General features: G+C 53.7%; 3 protein-coding genes. 1 reads left to right on the plus strand and 2 read right to left on the minus strand.

The features are described from left to right. Both B3180_RS10555 and B3180_RS10560 read right to left on the minus strand, forming a co-directional pair. A partial coding sequence (locus B3180_RS10555; RefSeq protein WP_286844407.1) for a cation transporter occupies window positions 1–373 on the minus strand: 373 nt, incomplete at its 3' end. 138 nt (window positions 374–511) lie between these two features. Continuing rightward, window positions 512–781: a metal/formaldehyde-sensitive transcriptional repressor gene (locus tag B3180_RS10560; RefSeq protein ID WP_278358770.1), complete on the minus strand. Its 270-nt coding sequence runs from the start codon at window positions 779–781 to the stop codon at window positions 512–514. A 141-nt stretch (window positions 782–922) separates the two neighbouring features. Here B3180_RS10560 and B3180_RS10565 point away from each other — a divergent pair. After that, the coding region (locus B3180_RS10565) for a transposase family protein (RefSeq protein ID WP_349677618.1) at window positions 923–1,132 on the plus strand (210 nt) is incomplete at its 3' end.

The raw sequence follows: 1,132 nt of genomic DNA on the forward strand, positions 1-1,132 counted from the left end.
TATACAGGGCGAAGCCTGCCAGTAGGACCGCGCCGGTGAACCCGCCTAGCGCATTGACCTTCCCGGTCCCAAATGAGAACTGTGTATTGCCTGCGTTGCGGCGAGCGTATGCATAGGCGAAGGCTGCAATACCCAGAGCGACAGCATGAGAGCCCATATGAAGGCCATCGGCCAGGAGGGCCATCGAACCGTATAAGACACCGGCCAGAATTTCCCAAACCATCATGACGACAGTTAGAGCGACGACGATCAGTGAGCGTATTTCACCGGATTTTTTACGATCTTGACCAAAAACATGATTGTGTTGCCATTCTTCGAGCCTGTGACCATGCATACTGTAATACTCCGAGTTGATAAAAATTATGGTCAGCAAGACCAATGAAAGTGGTGGCGATTGATGGCGTAGCCCTGCTAACAGCTCCGGTTCCGCAAGAACTTCAGGGGCGCGGATATTAAATCACTGCCAAAGTTCGCCTCTGTCTAGGGCACCCACGCTGTAGCTCGTGATGTTCTACTTGAGGTAGGACTTGATGACCTGCAGCACCGCTTCCAAGTCTTGTTTCCGCTGCTCCAACTCGGGTTCCCTGACGACGTGATCAGTCAAGTGCCCCTCAATGATGGCTGCCATCAGTCCATTCACCGCCCCACGAATCGCGGCGATTTGTTGCAGCACAGCCGTGCAATCGCCTTCCTCGTCAAGCTGCTTTTCCAGTGCCGCTGCCTGCCCCTGAATGCGACGAACGCGGGCTAATAGCTTGGCTTTGTCTTTGATCGTATGCATGCGGCCGTCTCTCTAAGTAGCTTAAACTATACTGGTGGACAGTATTTTCATATACTAGGGGGTAGTATTCTTGTTTGCAAGAGAGGAGAGGTAAATGAAGCTTGCCAATGTGACACTCGGCAGCCGTAAGGAGTGGGTCGCATGACCGAAATGCCCGACAATATCCTGCACCTGCCTGAGTACCAGGTGCTGGGCTTCAAATTCACCGACGACGAAATGCACTTCCAAGTGGACGCGCCCGATCCCGTCGCCTGTGAGGAATGCGGCGTGCAGGGTGAGTTCGTGAGGATCGGCAAGCGTGATATTCCCTATCGTGATCTGCCCATCCACGGCAAGCGGGTCACCCTCTGG

Source organism: Idiomarina sp. UBA4206, assembly GCF_002383015.1.
GTDB lineage: Bacteria > Pseudomonadota > Gammaproteobacteria > Enterobacterales > Alteromonadaceae > Idiomarina > Idiomarina abyssalis.

Excerpts from the sequence above, each read along its gene's own strand:
- B3180_RS10560 (WP_278358770.1), bottom strand. The coding sequence starts at position 781 with ATGCATACGATCAAAGACAAAGCCAAGCTATTAGCCCGCGTTCGTCGC.